Raw genomic sequence first — 17,618 nt, 5'->3', positions numbered from 1 at the left:
GCTAGCAGGCTCCCGCCCCGGCCGCGGCCGGCCGGGTAGGCGGCGTCCCTCCGCCCGACGCGAGCAGCCCCGCCTCCTCGAGCGCCCGGGCATAGGCCTCAAGCGCCGTCGCCCCGCGCTCGGCGTAGGCATGGTAGCGAGCGCCCTTGTTGCGGATCGGCGGGTCAAGCGGCTCCATGATGCCGAAGTTCACGTGCATGGGCTGGTAGTCAACGGTCGCAGGGTCAGTGGCGTAGGAGAGCAACGCCCCGTAGGCCGTCTGCCGCGGCAGCGCGGGAAGGGCCGTGCCGCGCAGGTCGGCGGCGACGGCCAGGGCCACGTGCAGCCCCGAGCGGATGGCCTCGGCATAGCCCTCGGTGCCGGCGAGCTGGCCGGCCACGTAGATGGGTGCCGGCAGGCGCCGCGCGGCTCCCGTCACGAGCCTCCCGTGATCGTCGAGCAGGCGCGGCGCGTCGATGAACGTGTTGCGGTGCATCACGCCATAGCGGGCGAACTCCGCGTGCTCGAGGCCCGGCACCATCCGAAAGACCCGCTCCTGCTCGGGAAAGGCCAGGTTCGTCTGGAATCCCACCAGGTTGTAGCTCTGGCCGCAGGTATCCTCGGCCCGCAGCTGCAGGGCCGCCCAGGGGCGTCGTCCGGTACGCGGATCGGTGAGCCCTACCGGCTTCAAGGTGCCGAAGCGCGGCGCATCCCGCCCAGCGCGAGCGATCTCCTCGATGGGCTGGCAGGCTTGGAAGAGATCCTTCGACCCGAAGGCCTTGTCGATGACGCGGCGCGCGCCGAGGAGCGCATCGATGAACGCCTCGTACTCGTCACGGTCAAAAGGAGCGTTGAGGTAGTCGCCCGCGCCCTCCTCGTAGCGGCTCTGGCGAAACAGGCGCCCGTAGTCAAGCGAGTCGGCCATGACCACCGGCGCGGCAGCATCGTAGAAGGCCAGGTGATCGGCGCCGGCGAGGGCGGCGAGGGAGTCCGAGAGCGCCTCTGAGGTGAGCGGGCCGGTGGCGAGCACCACCGCGTCGGCCCGGGCCGCCTCGGCAGCCACGTCTGCGGCCTCCTCGCGGACGAGCTCGATGAGGGGCGCCGCCTCCACCTGGGCGGTCACGTCCGCGGAGAACGCAGCGCGGTCGACCGCCAGGGCGCCGCCTGCCGCCACCTGATGGCGGCGCGCCGCGGCGAAGAGCGGCGAGCCCAGCCGGGCAAGCTCGGTCTTGAGCATGCCCGCGGCGCTGTCGGGCTTGGTGGACTTGAGGGAGTTGGAGCACACGAGCTCGGCCAGGCCGTCGGTGTGGTGCACCGCCGTTGGCGTGGCCGGGCGCATCTCCACCAGCCGCACGGCGATGCCGCGCGCTGCCAGCGACAGGGCGGCCTCGCTCCCCGCAAGACCGCCCCCTATGACCGTGACGTTCTTCTTCATGGGCGCCAGCATACCAGAACCCGCGCCAACAGGCGGCTCCCGCAGGCAGACGGGCAGAAGACGACCACGGACCCCTAGCCCTCCGCCAAGCGCAGGCGCTTCTCCTTCTCCTCGTCGAGGCGCTGAGCTAGCCACATGACGATGAGGGACTGGCGACTGATGCACAGCCGGTCGGACTCGCGGTCGAGCTCCTCGATCATCCAGGGGGACATGGTGATGTTGACCTTACGCGCCGTAGCAGCGCAGATCTCCGTACCCGGTATCATGTAGGGCGTCATGTCCACGCCCTCGTCGAACATGCGGTCAAGCTCGCTAGCGGTCGGCGTTTCGCGCTCGGTCATAGCAACTCATCTCCTTCCTCGTCGCCCGTCGCACCGAGATGAGGCGGGTAGCCCCCAGCCGCTCCACGAAAACAGCCGACCAGCAACATCCGCCATAGCGGGCGATGAGCATCTCCCGCTCCTCGCCCCGGCTTTCAAGCGATGCCGAGATCCGATGCCGATCCTCCCAAAGCCGCTGGGCCTCCTCGAAGTCGATGCCGTGCTTGGCCAAATTGGCCCTGCTTTTTGCGACATTATAGATAAAACGGGTTTTCATCCTATCATGCGCCTTCCGTATATTCAATAAGTATCTATGGGATACCTTCTGGCTTTTTCTATCGTACCCCCACGCACGGCCCGTAGCGGCCGTCGGGGTAGCGGGCCACCAGTCCGTCGCGCTGGGCCTCGGCGAGCCACACCATGAGCCAGGTGACGGCATCGGTGCCCCGTCGGTGGCGCAGGGCCAGCTCGCGCAGGGCCTCCATCCCCAGGGGCTCCGCCTGGATCGCCGCCAGGAGCGCGGCCTCGGCGCCGCGGGGAGGCGGAGGCGCGCCCGTCTCCGGGATCGGCGCGGCCTCCTGGCGCAGGCAGCCGAAGCTCGCCAGCAGCGCATCGGCGAAGGCCTCGTCGTCCACGATCGGCACTGCTCCCTGGTAGATGAGGCGGTTCGCCCCGCGCGAGGCCGCGGACGTGATGGCGCCCGGAACCACGAGCACCTCGCGCCCGGCGGCCAGCGCCGCATCAGCCGTCGAGAACGTCCCCGAGGGCAGCCCCGCCTCCACGATGAGCGTCGCCCGGGCCAGCCCCGCGATGAGCCGGTTGCGTTCGCGGAAGGTGAAGGGCAGGGGCGCGTAGCTCCACTCATGCTCGGACACAAGCGCCCCGCCGGCGTCCACGATGCGCTGGAACAGCCCCAGGTTCTGGCGCGGGTAGGGCTCGTCGATGCCGCCGCCCAGGAAGGCGACGGTGGGCGCGCCGGCGGCCAGCGCCGCCTCATGGGCCACCGCATCGCAGCCTCGCGCTCCCCCGGACACGATGGCGAGGCCCCGCTCGGCCGCCATGCCCGCGAAGCGCCGCGCGCAGCCGAGCCCGTAGGGGGTCGCCTTACGCGCCCCCACCACCGCCAGACCGGGTAGGAGGGCCTGCGGGTTTCCTGCCACGTAGAGGCGCGCCGGCGGGCGATCTACCTCCTCGAGCCGCTCTGGGTAGCCCGCCCTCCCCCGCTCCAGCACGCAGCGCTCGCCGCGTATCGCTCGCTCCCCCACGGCTCATCCCCCCATTCCCTCGCGCAGCCGGAAGCCGAGCGCCTCGGCCAGATGCCCGCGTCCCACGGCGGGCGCCTCATCCATGTCCGCTAGGGTGCGCGCCACGCCCAGGGTGCGGATGATGCCGCGTCCGCTCATGCGCCAGGAGCGCGCCATCGACTCGAGGAAGGCGCGATCCTCCTCAGACAGGCGGCAGCGGGCCACCGTCTGCGCCGGCCCCGGCGGGCCGTCATCTGCGCGCGCCTCGCGCCAGGACGCATAGGCCCGCGCGCGCAGCACCCCCTCGCGCAGCGTAGCCGAGTCCGTGCCGCCGCCCGTGGCCATCACGCTCTCCGGCGGCAGGCGCTGGACGTCGAGCTGCAAGTCGATGCGATCCATGAGCGGGCCGCCGATGCGCCCCTGGTACTGGCGCACCTGCTGGTCGGTGCAGCGGCACTCCCGCTCGCCGTCAGCCACCCCGTAGTAGCCGCAGGGGCACGGGTTGGCCGCGGCGGCCAGCATGAACCGCGCTGGCAACGTCACGCTGCCCTCGGCCCGAGTGATGCGCACCACCCCCGACTCCATGGGCTGGCGCATGCTCTGAAGCGTCGAGCCGTGGAACTCCGGCAACTCGTCCAAGAACAGAACCCCCTGGTGGGCAAGGGATATCTCACCAGGCCTCACGGGGCTGCCGCCTCCGACGAGGCCTGCCTGAGACGCGCTGTGATGAGGGCTGCGGAAGGGCCGCCGACCTGCCAGGATGGGCGTTACGTCCTCACCGGCCACCGAGTGGACCACGGCGGCCTCGAGCATCTCGTCCTGGGAAAGCGGGGGCAGGATGGTGGTCAGCCGCGAGGCGAGGAGCGTCTTGCCGCTGCCAGGCGGCCCCATGAGCAGCACGCCGTGGCCGCCGGCAGCCGCCACCTGAAGCGCCCGCTTCGCCACCTCATGGCCCGCCACGTCGCTGAAGTCCGGCGCGCCATCCTCCGCAAAGGCCGCGCCGCGCGACCCGGCAGCCAAGGGACGCGGCCCCGGGCCACCGGGCCGCAGGTCAGAGAGGCGTGCGATGCCGAGCTGCTCCACCTCCCCGAGGGGCAAGCGCGCGGCATCGGCGCTGCCCACGAGGACGAGCCCCCGGTTGCGCGCGCAGATGCCGAAGGCGAGCGCCCCGGCAGCCGGGCGAACACTTCCCTCAAGCGAAAGCTCCCCGACGAACAGCCGCCCCCTGAGCGCAGCGGGATCGAGCTGGCCTGTGGCCGCCAGCACGCCCACCGCTATGGGAAGGTCGAATCCGGTGCCGGTCTTGCGCAGGTCGCCCGGCGCCAGGTTCACCACGACCTTCTCGTTGGGCATGGCGAAGCCGGAGGCGCGGATGGCGGCGCGCACGCGCTCGCGGGCCTCCTGGACGGCCGCGTCGGGCATCCCCACCACTGCCATGCCGGGAATGCCCCCGGAGACAGCCACCTCCACCGCCACGGGAAGCGCCTCCACCCCGCGCAGGGTCGCCCCCGTCACCGAGCAGCGGCTGCACGCGGCCGTCATGACGCCTCGAACGCGTTGATGTGGTGACGCACGACCGCCCGGCGGTCAGACACCACGATGGACACCACGTCGAAGCGCAGGGACACCTCCCCCAGGCGCCGCTCGGCCAGGTAGGAGAGCGCGATGCGGCGATAGCGCTCGCGCTTGGCCTCGTCCACGGCCTCGGCCGGAAAGCCGTAGCTCACGCCGCGGCGCGTCTTCACCTCCACGAACACCAGCACCTCGCCGACGCGCGCGATGATGTCCGCCTCGCCCGCAGCACACGTCCAATTTCGCTCCACCACGTCGTATCCATGGCGATGCAGGAACTTAGCGGCGGCCTCCTCCCCGCGTCGTCCCAGGTCACGGTTGCGCGATCCCCGCGTCACCTCTCCGTCAGCCGCCTTCTCCCTTGCCGTCATCGGTCCTCCTCTCGTCGTCGATGAGGAGAATCCTAGGCGGCCCCGCCGACGGGTGAGCGCATCGGGGGCGGCGGGGCGACGGCCGCGGCACGACGCCCCGTCGCACGCAGGGCGGGCATCAGACGCGCCCCGTCTCTGCGGGAGCCGCCCGCGACGGCGCCCCGACCAGGCTTGCGCGCCCTGCGGTCGGCGCCCCGTCGGCGCCCGGCCCCCTCTCTTCGCCTGCAAGAAAAACGGGCCCCGAAGGGCCCGCTCGCGTCACGGCAGGAGACTAGAACAGCGTCGGCTGGGAGAACGCGGTGCAGAACGACGCGCGGTGGATGGGCGTGAGCCCCCGCTCGCGGATGGCCTCGATGTGCGCGGCGCTCGCATAGCCCTTGTTCTCGGCGAAGCCGTAGCCCGGGTACTCCGCGTCATAGGCCTCCATGAGCCGGTCGCGCTCCACCTTGGCCACCACCGATGCCGCGGCGATGGAGGCACAGCGGCCGTCGCCCTTGACGACGTTGACCTCACGCGCGTCGAGGTGCAGCGGATTGCCGTCGAGGAGCACCACGTCGGCCCGGACGACCTCCTCCACCGCGGCGAGCGCGCGGCGAAACGCCGTCACCAGGCAGGCGGTCATGCCCGCAGCATCGATCTCCGCCGGCTCGACGTAGCGCACGGCCCAGGCGAGGGCCCGCTCGCGCACCGCGGCCGCCACGGCCTCGCGCGCCTCAGGCCGCAGCTGCTTGGAGTCGTTGAGGCCCGCGATGGGCTCTCCCTCCCCCAGCACGACGGCGCCCACCGCGAGCGGGCCGGCAAGCGGGCCGCGCCCCACCTCGTCGAGGCCCACGACCACCGTCGCCCCCCGTGCGTCGGCAAGCGCCCGCTCGAAGCCGTAGAGGCCCGCGAGCCGCTCGCGCTCGGCCGCCTCGGCGACCAGCCGGCGGCGGGCCGTCTCCACAGCTGCGCGCACCCCCTTGCGCTCATCGGCGGCCAAGGCGCGCTCCAGCACGGCGAACTCGTCCTCGTCGGCGGCCTGGAGCCGTCCCTTGAGCTCGGCGACGGTCTGAGCCATCATTCCTCCTCCGCATACGAGAAAGGGCCCTCGCGGGCCCTTTCGCAGGTTTCTGAAGCTGAGAAGCCGCGTCCTAGCGGAACGCCTTCTCCTTGATCTTGGCGGCCTTGCCCACCTTGTCGCGCAGGTAGTAGAGCTTGGCGCGACGCACGTCACCGCGACGGGCGATCTCGATCTTCTCGATCTTGGGGGAGTGCACGGGGAAGGTGCGCTCGACGCCCACGGAGAAGCTGATCTTGCGGACGGTGAAGGTCTCACGGCTCGACGCGCCCTGACGGCGGATGACGTCACCCTGGAACACCTGGATGCGCTCGCGGTTGCCCTCGGTGATGCGATAGTGAACCTTCACGTTGTCGCCCACGTTGAAATCAGGGATGTCCTGCTTGATCTGCTGCTGCTCGATAGCGCGAATGATGTCCATGGTCGATTCCTTCTATATACTTACGTCTGACACTCATGTATCGTCTGCATAAAGACACGATTTGACAGTATATCGCCCCCTCCCCCATTGCGCAAGAGGTGAATTGCGCTCAAATGATGGAGGGCGCGGGCGGCGCGCCTCCTAGGCCCAGGAGCTCACGTACACGTAGATGGTGCGCACCGTGTCGGCCAGGTTGCCGGTGGCATTGGCCATGGTGTAGTCGTAGGACAGCACCGCCGACCACTCGTGGGGGGTGCCCCCGATGTCCACCGTGTCGGAGAACGAGCAGTACTCCTTGATGAGGGTCTTGCCGTCGGTATCGTAGGTGGAGTAGCTCGTCTTGTCCTCGGGCAGCGTGACGCTGCCCTGGGCCACGTCGACGCCCGCCTCGGCCAGGGTCTTCTCGATGATGGCCTCGTTGCGCACCGCGTCGGCGAAGCTGAGCGAGCCGTAGCCGAGCGAGGTGGTGGAGGTGGAATAGCCCGCCTGGATGATCAGCCCGTCCTCGCCGAGGCCCAAATAGACCGTCGGCGTGCCCGTGCGGGCATCGGCCGGCTCAGCGGTGAGCGCCACGCGCACCTCGGTCTTCACGGGGTTGTCTTCCTCGTTCACCTCGCGCGTGCTGGACACCTGGGCGCCATGGGCCAGGTACTCGACGGCCTCGTCCTGCCCCATGCCGAGCAGCGTCACCAGATTGGGAACGGAGGTCTTCTTGGCCGTAGCGGTGGAGGCATCGCTTGTGTTGTCGGCATCGAGCGTCGCGGCCTGCTGCTGGTCTTGGTGGGTCTGGGCCTGCTGGGAGGCAGACGTCTCGGCCACCTTCACCAGCTGCACGGTGAAGTAGGCGCCGGCGGCCAGGAGCAGCACGAGCACGATGGACACGGCGATGAGGATGCGGCGCATGCGGCGCGACTTGCGCAGGTAGGAGGGAACCTCCTCCTCGGAGCCCTTACGGCGGCCCTTCGCGGGCGCGGCGTCCGTCCGGCCGTGGCGGCCATGGCGTCCGTGCGCGGCCTCGCGCACGCGCCCCTCTTCGTCGTAGAGCGGCCCGTCGTCCACCTCGGGCGCGGGGGGCAGGGCCTCGGCGCCCTCGTCAGACCACACGGAGTCGTCGGGCATCCAGCCGTCCTCCTCGGGCGTGCCGCAGGAGGCCCCGACGGGCGAGAACGCCTCAGTCAGCCCCATGGGGGCGCCGTCGGGAGCATCGCACACGCCGCGGCGCCGACGCGCGCGGGCGTCGACGAGGGCATCGTCGGAGGGGGCGTCGAAGGCCTCGGTAAGGCCGAGGGAGGTCTCGTCGGAGGTGCCGTGGGCTTCGTTTCTGGTTCGTTTGGGCATGGGTCGTTCCTTTTTTCTCGGGGGCGCCGCAGGCGGGCGCGACAGCTCGCTCCTACCTCAGCAGGCAGTACCAGACGGCGAAGGCGATGACGCCGAGCACGGCCAGCACGACGACCGCCTTCTGCGCAGTGCCCATCGTGGAAGACTCAAGGTCTTCGAGGGTGGTCTCGCGGTAGGCGTCCTCGCGGGCGGGCGCGGGCGGCGCGGCAGCCGGCTCGACCGGCTGCGGGCGCTCGGCGGGGGCTGCGGCCTCCTCAGGCGCGGCCGCGCTCACGGCCCCCGCCTGGATGACGATGTCGTCATCGGCATCGCTTACCTTTATATGGGAGAACCTCTGCGCTTCGGCCATCGCCGTCCTTTCTCGTAACCCGCGCATTATACCGCGCGTCCGGCGCCCCGCCCAGCCATCCCAGAGAATCCCCACGGAGCACCTGCCCCGCCGCGCGGGCGGAAGGAGACCCCGGCGTCCGGGAGGAACAGGCGGAGAAGGCGCGGGGGCTCGACCGCGTCGAGAGGGCGGCTGCGGGCGCGACCACGTGGAGCCCCGGAAGCTCCTCCCCAAGGGCCGCGGCGTGTCGTTCGACGACCTGGGCCCTCGACGGCGCCCATGTCCCCCGCTCCGGGCGCTCCCGGCGGCCTGCGGGGGCGACGGCGCCGCCCTCATGGACGCGCGCGTAGTTATGTATGTTTCACCCGCACGTCGTTTTCCAAACTTAGAGCGAACTCCACGTGTTATAAACCCTGATGGAAGAGTAGAATGAGGAGCATGACACCTGGGCGGAGCCTCGCCCACCTGCATCGCACGAAGAGCACCTCTGACTCGTCACCGCTCCACCCGCATCACCCCGCATATCCAGCCGTCTTGGCTTCGCCCGCTCCTACCGGCTCGGCAAGACGCCAACGCGCGAAAGGTTCCGCCATGACCCCCTTTGACCCTGCCGTCTCCTCGACGGCCCAGAAGCACGGATTCACCCTCCTCGCCCAGGAGGAGCTCGTCGAGATAGAGGGCACCGCCTTCACCCTGCGCCACGACGCGTCGGGCGCGCGCCTGCTCTACCTGCGCAACGGCGACGTGAACAAGTCGTTCTCCATCTCGTTCAAGACCCCCGCCGCCGACGACACCGGCGTGTTCCACATCCTCGAGCACTCGGTCCTCTGCGGGTCGGAGAAGTTCCCCGTGAAGGAGCCCTTCGTCAACCTCCTCAAGGGGTCGATGCAGACGTTCCTCAACGCCATGACCTTCCCCGACAAGACGATGTACCCGGTCGCCTCCACCAACGAGCGCGACCTGATGAACCTCGCCGACGTGTACCTGGACGCGGTGTTCCGTCCCGCCATCTACGACAAGCGCACCACCTTCGAGCAGGAAGGCTGGCACTTGGAGGTCGCCGGCGCGCCGGGCGAGGGCGCGGATGCGGGCGCACGGCCGCGCCTGGCCTACAACGGCGTGGTGTTCAACGAGATGAAGGGAGCGCTGTCCGACCCCGACTCGGTGCTCTACGACGCGCTGTCCGCCGCGCTGTTCCCCGACACCACCTACCGCTTCGAGTCCGGCGGCACGCCCGAGGCCATCCCCACCCTCACCTTCGAGGGCTTCCTCGACAGCCACGCGCGCCACTACCGGCCCGACAACTGCTATATCACCCTCTACGGCGACCTCGGCCTCGACGCCTTCCTCGGCCTCATCGACGAGGGCTACCTGGCGCCGCTCGCCGCGCGGCAGGAGGAGGCCGGCGCGCCTAACCCGCTCGACCTCCAGGCGCCCGTGGAGGCTCTCGGGGTGCGCCGTCCCATGGCCACGGCGCCGGAGAACGCTGCCTGCGCGCTCGGCTTCGTGGCCGGCACGGCGGCCGACCGCGAGCGGATGCTCGCCGTCGACATCCTCATCGACGCCCTCATGGGCTCCAACGAGGCCCCGCTCAAGCGCGCGCTGCTCGACGCGGGCCTGGCCGATGACGCGTCGGGCTTCCTCGCCGACGCCATCGCCCAGCCCTTCGCGGCCATCGAGCTCAAGGGCCTGCGCGACGAGGGCGCCCTCGAGCGCCTGGGCGCCCTTGTCGAGGGCGAGGCCCGGCGCCTCGTCGAGGGCGGGCTGGACCACGCGCTCATCGACGCGGCGCTCTCCCATGCGGAGTTCGTCATGCGCGAGCACAACTTCGGCTACCCCGACGGCGTGCTCCTGGCCATGTCGGCCCTGGCCGGCTGGCTCTACGACGAGGACGGCGCCTGCGCCTACCTGCGCTACGAGGAGGCCTTCGCCGCGCTGCGCGCCAAGCTGGACGCGGGCTACTTCGAGCAGCTTTTGCGCGAGCTCATCCTCGAGAACCCGCATCGCGCCTCGGTGGAGCTCGTTCCCGTAGAGGGCGAGGGCGCCGGCGAGCGTGCCCTGCGCGAGCGGCTGCGCGCGCTGGAGGAGGCCGCCGCGCCCGCCGACATCGCCGCCATCGAGGCGGCCGTGGCCGCGCTGCGCGCCACCCAGGAGCAGCCCGACCCGCCGGAGCTCCTGGCGAGCCTGCCGGCCCTCACCGTAGACGACCTGGCCGCCGCGCCCGAGGAGCCCTTCTACGGCATGACCTCGCAGCACACGCCCGTCCCCTGCCTGCGCCACGACCTGCACACCCGCGGGCTCGTGTTCGCCTACCGCTACTTCGACCTGTCGCGCCTCACCTTCGAGGAGCTGCCCTACGCCACCGTGCTCGCCATGGTGCTCGGCAAGCTTCCCACCGCGCGCCACACGGCAGCCGAGCTTGACACGCTGGCCCAGTCGCGCCTCGGCAACCTCTCGTTCTTCACCGAGGTGCACGAGGACGCGGTGGAACGCACCTCCTACACGGCCAAGTTCGTCGCGAGCGCCTCGGCCCTCGCCGAGAACGTGGGCTTCGCCGCCTCGCTTCCCGACGAGATCCTCGCCGAGACGGACTTCTCCGACCACGCGAAGATCCTCGACATCCTCAACCAGAAACGCGTGACCATGGAGCAGGGCATCGCCAACGCCGGCCACAGCTCGGCCATGGCGCGCGTGGCGTCCTACTACCTGCCGGCCGCCGTGGTGCGCGAGCAGATGGGGGGCATGGACTTCTACCGCTTCCTCAAGGGGCTCATCGAGCGCTTCGACGAGCGCGCCGATGCGCTCGAGGCCACGCTGCGCGACATCAGCGCGCGGCTGTTCGCCGACGACGGGTGCATCCTGAGCTTCGCCGGCACCGACGAGGACCTCGACCGCTACTGGGCCGCCGGCGGCACCCTGGGGCTCTCGGACGCGGGCGTGGCCGCGCGCCTCATCGCCGCCGAGCCCACGCCGCGCCGCGAGGCCTTCGTCGTGCCGAGCGATGTCACCTACACGGCCATGGGCTACGACCGGCGCCTGTTCGACGGCCCGTTCACCGGCATCTGGATGCTGGCCAGCCGGGTGCTCTCCTACGACTACCTGTGGAACGAGGTGCGCGTGAAGGGCGGGGCCTACGGCGCCGGCTTCCAGATGACGCGCCCCGGATCGATGCGCTTCTACTCCTACCGCGACCCGCATATCGACGAGACGGTGGCCCGCTTCGAGGGCGCCGGGAGCTGGATCGCGGCGTTCGACCCCACGCCGGCCGAGATGGACGGCTACGTGGTGTCCACCATCGCCGGCATCGATGTGCCCCTCAAGGCCCGCGAGCTCATGCGGCGCCAGGACGGGCAGTTCTTCTCGCACTTCACCCCCGAGCAGCGAGCCCGCGTGCGCTCGGAGGTCATCGCCGCCACGCCCGATCAGGTGCGCGAGCTCGGGCCGGCCATCACCCGCGCCACCGACGAGCACCTCATGTGCACCGTGGGCAACCGCGCCCTCATCGAGCAGTCCGCCCTCGGCTTCACCGTGGTCGATCTGCTGAATGGCTAGAAGCCCTTGGGCAATTCGCCGCGGACGGCTACAATAGCCAAGGAAACCTGGACTCAGCGTCGCCGCACCTTGGAGGCACCCCTTCCCGGGGGCGCCTCCTTTCCTGAGACGAGGCAGCGGCGCGCCGACACGATCGGAGTTACCCGTATGCTTGAATTGAAGAACCTCGTGTTCGAGGTGCCCTCCGGCCCCGAGGGGGACGCGAAGCGCATCATCGACGACCTGTCGCTCACCATCGGCGACGACCGCTTCACGGTCATCACCGGCCCCAACGGCGGCGGCAAGTCCACCCTGGCCAAGCTCATCATGGGCATCGAGACGCCCACCTCGGGCCAGATCCTGTTCGATGGCCAGGACATCACGAGCCTGCCCATCACCGAGCGCGCGCGCCTCGGCATCGGCTACGGCTTCCAGCAGCCGGCCCGCTTCAAGGGCATGACCGTGAAGAAGCTGCTCGACATCTCCGCGGGCAAGAAGCTGCCCATGCTCGCCTGCAACGAGTACCTCTCGAAGGTGGGCCTGTGCTCGGCGAGCTACCTCACCCGCGAGGTGGACAAGTCGCTCTCCGGCGGCGAGGTGAAGCGCATCGAGATCGCCACCATCCTCGCCCGCGACCCGAAGCTGGCCATCTACGACGAGCCCGAGGCCGGCATCGACCTGTGGAGCTTCGACCGCCTGACCGAGACGTTCCGCGACATCCACGCGGCGCGCGACGGGCGTTCCATTGTCATCATCTCCCACCAGGAGCGCATCATCCAGCTCGCTGACGAGATCGTGCTTCTGCGCAGCGGGCGCGTGGCCGAGACGGGCACGCCCGAGGAGCTCATGCCCAAGCTGGGCTTCGCGGCGAAGGGCGTCGACGACTTCGGCTGCCCGCTGTCCACTCCCACCGAGCTGCACCTGACCGAGATCCCCACCACGTGCTAGCGGACGCCCGCGCACGTTTCCCCGCAGAAGGAGACAACCATGGCTGTTGACCTTTCCCCCATCGACGAGGGGCTGCTCGCCGAGATAGCGAACCTCCACGGCATGCCCAAGGGCGCCTTCAACATCCGCAAGGACGGCCAGCTCGTCGAGCGCCACTCCTCGGCGTTCATCGAGATTTCCACCAAGACCGACGTCCCCGGCATCGACATCAAGATCGCCCCGGGCACCAAGGGCGAGACCGTCTACATCCCCGTCATCGTCACGCAGTCGGGCCTCAAGGACGTGGTGTACAACACGTTCTACATCGGCGAGGACTGCGATGTGAAGATCGTCGCCGGTTGCGGCATCCACAACCACAGCGACGAGGCCTCCGAGCACGACGGCATCCACAGCTTCTACTGCGGCAAGAACAGCCGCGTCGTCTACGTCGAGAAGCACTACGGCGAGGGCGAGGGCACCGGCGAGCGCATCCTCAACCCGACCACCAACGTCTACCTGGAGGAGGGCGCCTACTGCGAGATGGAGATGGTGCAGCTGCGCGGCGTTACCTCCACGGTGCGCGACACCAACGCCGAGCTGGCCGCCGACGCCAAGCTCGTGCTGATTGAGAAGCTGCTCACCCACGACCGTCAGACGGCCGAGTCCAACATGAAGGTGGAGCTCAAGGGCGAGGGCTCGTCGGTGCAGGTGATCTCCCGCTCGGTGGCCCAGGACGAATCGGTGCAGATCTTCAACCCGCTCGTCATCGGCGAGGCGGCCTGCCGTGGCCACGTCCAGTGCGACGCCATCATCATGGGCAACGCCAAGGTGAAGGCCATCCCCGGCATCGAGGCGGCGAGCGAGGACGCCCTGCTCGTGCACGAGGCGGCCATCGGCAAGATCGCCGGCGACCAGATCGTGAAGCTCATGACGCTCGGGCTCACCGAGGAGGAGGCCGAGCAGGAGATCCTGGAGGACTTCCTCAACTAGCGCGCGACACGAGCGCGCGGGGAGCTGAGGCTGCCGCGCGCCGGCGACAAAGCAGAGGGGGCGGCCGCGGCCGCCCCCTCTGCGTCTTGGCTAGTTGCGCGCGTTCGGGCTGGCGCCGACCGCGTTGCCGCCCACCGTGGCGGGCGCCGCATCATCGTCGCCGCCTTCGTCCTCGGCCTGGGTGGCGGCAGGCGCGCCGGCCGTCTGGGGGACGGCAGAGAGGTCGAGGGAGGTGCCGAGCCACTTCCGCTCGATGACGTCGATGACGCCGCCGCTCGTGAGGTCGGTCACCGCCTGGGTCACGGCAGCCTGCAGCTCGGCGTTGTCGTTGGACACGCCGATGCAGTAGCCGCTCGGGGCGAGCAGCATGGCGACGATGGACACGTCCACCCCCTGGCCGTGCGCCGCGTAGTAGCCGATGATGGCGTCGGCCGCCACGTAGCTGTCGGAGCCGCTCGTGAGGTCGGCAAAGGCGTCGGTGAGGTTGGTGGTGGAGGTGAGCGCCGACTCGCCGAACTCGTTGGTCACGGCCCAGGCGCTCTTGGAGGATATCTGCGCGGCGAACTTGGCCGAGCCGCCCGCCGTCGGCACGCCTGCATCGGGCGAGGTGGCGAACGCGGCCACGCCCGTGGGCAGGTAGGCGCTCGAGAGCCAGAAGTCGCCGCCTTCGGATTGGTCGATGCCCATGACGAGGTCGACCTTGCCCTCAGCAAGCGCGCCCTCCGGGTCAGACCCCACGTCGACGATGGACAGCTTCAGGCCCAGGCGGTCGGCCAAAGCAGCGGCGATGTCCACGTCGATGCCGATGATCTTATCGGAGCCCATGCCCGCCAGCGGCGGGTTGGCGGTGTCCACCCCCACGCGCAGGGTGCCCGCCTGGCCGATGGCCGGCGACGCCACCGTGGGATCCTTCAGCGCAGGCTGGTAATTAGAGCTGCTGCAGCCGCCCAGGACGAGCGCGAGGCACGCCATGGCAGTCGCCAGGGCCGCGATGGCCCGGATACGCTTTCCCAACTTGACCCTCCGTCTTCGGACTTCAGCTAGCGCTTCCCCCGGCTGACCTAGTCTTCGACCCCACACTCGCGCACCGGGGCCTTCGCTTGCGCTAACGGCCCTCTCGCCCGCCGCGGCCTCGTGCCGCGGATAAGGTAGAACGGGCGGTGCGGCTTACCTCTAGGATACGCCGTGCTCACGGGACGAGCCCGCTTACGTGGATCCTTTCGACCGCATCTGCCATGGACTGAGGAGGCGCATCCGCCCCCCGCAACTACAGACCCGAGAGAAGCATCGTACAGTTTAGCAGAAGAGGGGGCGGCGCGCGGGGATGGCCCAGCGCAGGCCGTCAGAGGGGCAGGCGGAAGGGGCGAGGATGCTGGCAGGAGACGCAGGAGCGGAAGGGGCGCCTGGCGGCGACGGGGCGGAAGGCGGCCGGGGCGCCGGGACTCCGGGATGGCGCGCAGGCGGCGCGCGGGGCGGATCCTGCGACGCGGAATACCGGCAAGACGGGCGACGGGGCGCCGTCCGCGCCGGGCTGCGGAGGCGCCATGCGCGCCCGCCCCGCCGCCTCATCGCAGACCGCCCGTCGCCGGGGGCGCCTAGGGTGGCGGCATGACCGCCTTCGCTCCCGCAGACCGCGCCGGCGCGCGCCGCCCCTCCTCCCCCGAGCTGTCGGGCCGCGCCCTCGCGCGCCTCGTGCGAGACGCGGCAGTCGAGACGCTCTGGCCCACGCGCTGCGCCGTCTGCGACGCCCCAGGCCAGGTTCTCTGCGACCAGTGCGCCCGCGCGCTGCCTGTCATCGACTGGTGGGCCGCCTGCCCGCGCTGCGGGGCGCCCTGGGGCCGCCTCCAATGCTGCGAGTGCAACCCGGTGACGCTCGGAGCCTCAGGACGTACGACGCTCCCCCTCGCCCAGGCGGCGAGCGCCGTCGCGCTTGACGAGGCGGCTCGCGCCGTGGTCGTCACCTACAAGGATCGCGGCGAGCGCCGTCTGGCAGACGTGATGGCCGGGCGCATGGCCGCCTGCGTTCCGCCAGCCTGGCTCGACGAGGCGCAGGCCGTGACCTTCGTGCCCGCCTCGGCTGCCGCCTGCCGTCGGCGCGGCTTCGACCACGGCGCGCTCCTGGCCGAGGGCGTCGCCCAAAGGCTCGGCCTTCCCTGCGCCCGCCTGCTCGGTCGTCCGCGCTCCGCCGACCAGCGCGGGCTCACCCGCGCGGCCCGCGGCGCCAACATGGCCGGCTCGCTCTCGGCGCTACCCAAGGCGGTCGAGGGGCCTGTCATCGTGACTGATGACGTCTGCACCACCGGAGCCACGCTCTGCGCCGCGGCCGACGCCCTCATCGCCGCCGGCGCTCCCCGGGTCTATGCGCTCACCTTCGCCCGGGCCTGACCGCAGCCCTGCTCTCCGGCAACCTCGAAAAAGAGGGATGGTGTCAGCAGATTCGAGCGGTTCTGCACTCATCTCGCGATGGAAACGGCCTCTCACTGCAGCGTTTTCCCTGATGACAAAACAAGGCTTACGGCAAAGGGGGCCCTTTCGCCACTCCCACGAGTGCAAAACCGTCGCTTTTTGCGCAAGCCGCACCCTTCTCCGAAGTTCGCCCCGAATACGAAAGCAGCCGGCCCCCGAGGGAGCCGGCCGCTGTTCCCGCTCTGAGTTCCAGTCGCCTCGCCTGGCGACGCCGAGCGTCCCTAGGCACGCTCGCGATCCGCCGCATCGGCGAACTCGCTCACGTCCACCGAGATGGAGTGGCGGATGGGCTTCCAGCTGGCCTTCTTCACCAAAGCGATGAGCGCGATGGGAATGTAGGTGAGCATGAACAGGGGGAAGGTGAACATGTAGCGAATCTTCTTCGCCGTGGTGGAGCGGATGGAGTCCCATTCCACGAACGTGGTCAGCACGCCGAAGACGAACATGAACATGAGGTAGTTGAACAGGCAGAAGAAGATGGATGAGAGCGAGCTGGCCACCGTCTGGCCCACCGACATGACGCCCGTGAGCGCGAGCACGATGATGATGCTGTTGAACAGGATGGCGATGATGGACAGCAGCATGCCCGGGGCGATGGTCATGAGCATGTCGTAGCAGGCGAAGCGATAGCCGCGCGGATTGACGGCGATACCGCGCACGAGGCTGCCGGCATAGTGCGCGAACACCTGGTAGAAGCCCTTGGCCCAGCGGAAGCGCTGATTCCACGAATCGCGGAAGGTGATGGGCTGCTCGTCGTAGAGGATGGCCGTGGGGCAGTAGGCGATACGCGTGCCCGCGGCGATGGACGAGGCGGAGAACTCGATGTCCTCGGTGAGCAGGTGCCACTTCCAACCGCCCGCCTCCTCGAGGATGTCGGCGGCGATGAAGAAGCCCGTGCCCGACACCGCGCAGGAGGTGTTGAGGGTCAGGCGCGCCTGGTTGAGGAACTTCGCCTCGCGCAGGAACCACACGGCGTAGCCGGCGGAGATCCAGTTGGAGCCGTAGTTCTTCGAGTTGCGGTAGGAGGTGGAGGCCTTGGCGCCGGAATCGAAGGTGGCGTTCATCTCGCGGAAGTAGTTGACGTCGAGCACGTTGTCGGCATCGAAGACGAAGTAGGCCTCGTAGCCGCGCTCGCCGTACTGCTCGCGGATGGCCTTGAAGCCGTAGTCGAGGGCGTAGCCCTTCCCCACCAGCTTGTCGTTGCTGCGCGGGAAGACGATGGCGCCGGCCTCGCGGGCCACCTCGGCCGTGTCGTCGGTGCAGTTGTCGGCGATGACGAAGACGTCGATGAGCTCAGCCGGGTAGTTCTGCACCTTGATGGAGTGGATGAGGTCGGCGATGACCGCGCTCTCATTGCGGGCGGCCACCATGACGGCATAGCGGTGGTTGCGCTTGGCGACGTGGCGGGGCGCCTTGCGGGTGAGCACCACCAGCACATAGAACAGCTGGTAGGTGTAGCAGATGGTGAAGGTGATGAAGACGCAGAAGTTGAAGACCTCCACGAACGATACCTGCGACATCAGCGAATCAAACAAGGCTCGAGGCTCCTTAGACGACGCCGCGATCCCTCACGGCGCGGCCGCCCGGCCAATCGGGCGGTCGTCTGCTCTCGCGGCTACCCGCGCTTGCACAAACTTTT

Annotated in this window: 16 protein-coding genes; 4 read left to right on the top strand and 12 right to left on the bottom strand. The window is 69.7% G+C overall.

Annotated features, from left to right (window positions below):
• Position 1: 1 nt before the first annotated feature.
• From trmFO to AC6I0Y_RS04490, 10 genes are all read right to left on the bottom strand, one after another.
• A complete protein-coding gene (gene trmFO / locus AC6I0Y_RS04535) occupies positions 2 to 1,414 on the bottom strand; it encodes a methylenetetrahydrofolate--tRNA-(uracil(54)-C(5))-methyltransferase (FADH(2)-oxidizing) TrmFO (protein ID WP_497733340.1) in 1,413 nt (470 codons plus the stop codon).
• Positions 1,415 to 1,488: 74 nt separating this feature from the next.
• Positions 1,489 to 1,755, bottom strand: a complete 267-nt coding sequence (brnA, locus tag AC6I0Y_RS04530) for a type II toxin-antitoxin system BrnA family antitoxin (protein ID WP_160708300.1) — start codon at positions 1,753 to 1,755, stop codon at positions 1,489 to 1,491.
• Positions 1,727 to 2,011 carry a BrnT family toxin gene (locus tag AC6I0Y_RS04525; protein ID WP_160708302.1) on the bottom strand — a complete coding sequence of 95 codons (285 nt, stop codon included), beginning with the start codon at positions 2,009 to 2,011 and terminating at the stop codon, positions 1,727 to 1,729. The genes brnA and AC6I0Y_RS04525 overlap by 29 nt, the downstream gene beginning before the upstream one ends.
• Positions 2,012 to 2,069: 58 nt before the next feature.
• Complete coding sequence (gene dprA / locus AC6I0Y_RS04520) at positions 2,070 to 2,999, bottom strand: DNA-processing protein DprA (RefSeq protein WP_160708304.1); 930 nt, start codon at positions 2,997 to 2,999, stop codon at positions 2,070 to 2,072.
• 3 nt (positions 3,000 to 3,002) lie between these two features.
• Positions 3,003 to 4,520 carry a YifB family Mg chelatase-like AAA ATPase gene (locus AC6I0Y_RS04515; RefSeq protein WP_497733337.1) on the bottom strand — a complete coding sequence of 506 codons (1,518 nt, stop codon included), beginning with the start codon at positions 4,518 to 4,520 and terminating at the stop codon, positions 3,003 to 3,005.
• Positions 4,517 to 4,921 carry a YraN family protein gene (locus AC6I0Y_RS04510; protein WP_497733335.1) on the bottom strand — a complete coding sequence of 135 codons (405 nt, stop codon included), beginning with the start codon at positions 4,919 to 4,921 and terminating at the stop codon, positions 4,517 to 4,519. The genes AC6I0Y_RS04515 and AC6I0Y_RS04510 overlap by 4 nt, the downstream gene beginning before the upstream one ends.
• Positions 4,922 to 5,192: 271 nt before the next feature.
• Positions 5,193 to 5,978, bottom strand: a complete 786-nt coding sequence (gene rnhB / locus AC6I0Y_RS04505) for a ribonuclease HII (protein ID WP_497733333.1) — start codon at positions 5,976 to 5,978, stop codon at positions 5,193 to 5,195.
• A gap of 73 nt (positions 5,979 to 6,051) precedes the next feature.
• Positions 6,052 to 6,399: a 50S ribosomal protein L19 gene (rplS, locus tag AC6I0Y_RS04500; RefSeq protein WP_160708312.1), complete on the bottom strand. Its 348-nt coding sequence runs from the start codon at positions 6,397 to 6,399 to the stop codon at positions 6,052 to 6,054.
• Between the two features lie 141 nt (positions 6,400 to 6,540).
• Positions 6,541 to 7,737 (bottom strand): histone-lysine N-methyltransferase, encoded by a 1,197-nt coding sequence (locus AC6I0Y_RS04495; protein ID WP_497733331.1) that lies wholly within the window; start codon positions 7,735 to 7,737, stop codon positions 6,541 to 6,543.
• Between the two features lie 52 nt (positions 7,738 to 7,789).
• A complete protein-coding gene (locus AC6I0Y_RS04490; RefSeq protein ID WP_497733329.1) occupies positions 7,790 to 8,086 on the bottom strand; it encodes an SURF2 Surfeit locus protein 2 in 297 nt (98 codons plus the stop codon).
• Between the two features lie 570 nt (positions 8,087 to 8,656).
• Here AC6I0Y_RS04490 and AC6I0Y_RS04485 point away from each other — a divergent pair.
• The 3 genes from AC6I0Y_RS04485 (at position 8,657) to AC6I0Y_RS04475 (ending at position 13,513) form a co-directional block, all read left to right on the top strand.
• Positions 8,657 to 11,617, top strand: coding sequence for an insulinase family protein (locus AC6I0Y_RS04485; protein ID WP_497733327.1), 2,961 nt, complete (start codon positions 8,657 to 8,659; stop codon positions 11,615 to 11,617).
• Positions 11,618 to 11,764: 147 nt separating this feature from the next.
• Positions 11,765 to 12,544, top strand: a complete 780-nt coding sequence (locus AC6I0Y_RS04480) for an ABC transporter ATP-binding protein (RefSeq protein ID WP_497733325.1) — start codon at positions 11,765 to 11,767, stop codon at positions 12,542 to 12,544.
• Positions 12,545 to 12,583: 39 nt separating this feature from the next.
• On the top strand, positions 12,584 to 13,513 hold the full coding sequence (locus AC6I0Y_RS04475; protein ID WP_497733323.1) for a SufB/SufD family protein: 930 nt from the start codon (positions 12,584 to 12,586) through the stop codon (positions 13,511 to 13,513).
• A 90-nt stretch (positions 13,514 to 13,603) separates the two neighbouring features.
• Here the strand turns inward: AC6I0Y_RS04475 and AC6I0Y_RS04470 are convergent, their stop codons facing one another.
• The gene (locus tag AC6I0Y_RS04470; protein WP_236643327.1) at positions 13,604 to 14,527 is read right to left on the bottom strand and encodes a substrate-binding periplasmic protein; all 924 of its coding nucleotides are present in this window, start codon (positions 14,525 to 14,527) and stop codon (positions 13,604 to 13,606) included.
• Between the two features lie 594 nt (positions 14,528 to 15,121).
• Here AC6I0Y_RS04470 and AC6I0Y_RS04465 point away from each other — a divergent pair.
• Entirely contained in the window at positions 15,122 to 15,898 is a 777-nt protein-coding gene (locus AC6I0Y_RS04465; RefSeq protein WP_497733321.1) for a ComF family protein, read from the top strand.
• A 302-nt stretch (positions 15,899 to 16,200) separates the two neighbouring features.
• On the opposite strand, the gene AC6I0Y_RS04460 is transcribed toward AC6I0Y_RS04465, so the two are convergent.
• Entirely contained in the window at positions 16,201 to 17,514 is a 1,314-nt protein-coding gene (locus tag AC6I0Y_RS04460; protein WP_236643439.1) for a glycosyltransferase family 2 protein, read from the bottom strand.
• Positions 17,515 to 17,618: the final 104 nt, after the last annotated feature.

Source organism: Adlercreutzia sp. St.1H8 (assembly GCF_059728655.1).
The sequence above is the reverse complement of the archived record's forward strand: the minus strand, read 5'-3'. Positions and strand labels throughout refer to the sequence as shown.

Bases quoted from the DNA above. Each gene is read 5' to 3' on its own strand.
- trmFO (WP_497733340.1), bottom strand. From the start codon at position 1,414: ATGAAGAAGAACGTCACGGTCATAGGGGGCGGTCTTGCGGGGAGCGAG.
- brnA (WP_160708300.1), bottom strand. From the start codon at position 1,755: ATGACCGAGCGCGAAACGCCGACCGCTAGCGAGCTTGACCGCATGTTC.
- AC6I0Y_RS04525 (WP_160708302.1), bottom strand. From the start codon at position 2,011: ATGAAAACCCGTTTTATCTATAATGTCGCAAAAAGCAGGGCCAATTTG.
- AC6I0Y_RS04515 (WP_497733337.1), bottom strand. From the start codon at position 4,520: ATGACGGCCGCGTGCAGCCGCTGCTCGGTGACGGGGGCGACCCTGCGC.
- AC6I0Y_RS04510 (WP_497733335.1), bottom strand. From the start codon at position 4,921: ATGACGGCAAGGGAGAAGGCGGCTGACGGAGAGGTGACGCGGGGATCG.
- rnhB (WP_497733333.1), bottom strand. From the start codon at position 5,978: ATGGCTCAGACCGTCGCCGAGCTCAAGGGACGGCTCCAGGCCGCCGAC.
- rplS (WP_160708312.1), bottom strand. From the start codon at position 6,399: ATGGACATCATTCGCGCTATCGAGCAGCAGCAGATCAAGCAGGACATC.
- AC6I0Y_RS04495 (WP_497733331.1), bottom strand. From the start codon at position 7,737: ATGCCCAAACGAACCAGAAACGAAGCCCACGGCACCTCCGACGAGACC.
- AC6I0Y_RS04490 (WP_497733329.1), bottom strand. From the start codon at position 8,086: ATGGCCGAAGCGCAGAGGTTCTCCCATATAAAGGTAAGCGATGCCGAT.
- AC6I0Y_RS04485 (WP_497733327.1), top strand. From the start codon at position 8,657: ATGACCCCCTTTGACCCTGCCGTCTCCTCGACGGCCCAGAAGCACGGA.
- AC6I0Y_RS04480 (WP_497733325.1), top strand. From the start codon at position 11,765: ATGCTTGAATTGAAGAACCTCGTGTTCGAGGTGCCCTCCGGCCCCGAG.
- AC6I0Y_RS04475 (WP_497733323.1), top strand. From the start codon at position 12,584: ATGGCTGTTGACCTTTCCCCCATCGACGAGGGGCTGCTCGCCGAGATA.
- AC6I0Y_RS04465 (WP_497733321.1), top strand. From the start codon at position 15,122: ATGACCGCCTTCGCTCCCGCAGACCGCGCCGGCGCGCGCCGCCCCTCC.